Here is a 1,034-nt window from a genome sequence, read left to right as displayed (position 1 = left end):
CAGCAATTAAATCTCTTAAGAATAACAAGGCACCAGGGAATGATAACTTAAACGCAGAACTATTCAAAATAGACCCAGAACTTGCAGCTAATATATTGCAACCCTTGTTTACTACTATATGGAATGCTCAAATAATACCTGATGCATGGAACAGAGGAGTCATCATCAAGATACCCAAAAAGGGCTCCCTTGCCGATTGTAATAATTGGCGTGGAATAACACTGCTTTCTGTCCCAAGTAAAATCTTAAGCAAAATCATCGTACAACGTATTACTGACGCTGTGGATAAGAAACTGAGAAAGGAACAAGCAGGATTTCGCAGAGGACGGAGCTGTATAGGCCAAATATTTGCTCTTAGAAATATCATAGAACAATGCACAGAATGGCAAAGCAAACTCTATATCAACTTTGTAGATTTTGAAAAGGCTTTTGATAGCATACACCGCGAAAGTCTATGGCGTATCTTAAGATGGTATGGAATCCCACTGTGTTTTATAAATATTATAAAAAGCTGCTACAGCAAGTTTGCATGCAGTGTTGAAACTTCAGAACTAAAGTTTGAAGTAAAAACAGGCGTGCGACAAGGATGTGTTATGTCAGCCCTATTATTCAACAATGTCATAGATTGGGTGATGCGTAAAACAACGGAAGATAAGGCAAGAGGTATTAGATGGACGCTCACAACCACTCTGGAAGACCTAGATTTTGCAGATGACATCGCACTCCTATCTCATACACATAGAGATATCCAGGAAAAGACCTGCCGCCTTAACCAATATAGTGAGATGGTTGGGCTGAAAATAAATCAGAAGAAAACTGAAGTAATGACTCTGAACATAGCAACCCCAGCACCAGTCAAACTAGAAGGTAAAACCCTCCGAGATACAACCGCATTCACATACCTTGGAAGTGTTATTAGCAATGAAGGAGGCGCTGGATCTGACATTAAAAACAGACTGAGTAAGGCACGAAGTGCATTCATGACCCTTCAGACCGCCTGGAAATCTGCCCAATACAGCATCAGAACCAAGACT

General features: G+C 40.3%; 1 protein-coding gene. It reads left to right on the top strand.

The genetic code is table 11. The features are described 5' to 3' along the window. On the top strand, positions 1–1,034 hold a 1,034-nt coding region (locus AC1VNY_RS42475), incomplete at both ends, for an RNA-directed DNA polymerase (RefSeq protein WP_482409665.1).

Source organism: Bradyrhizobium ferriligni, from assembly GCF_056837965.1.
This window is presented reverse-complemented; position numbering and strand designations above follow the sequence as displayed.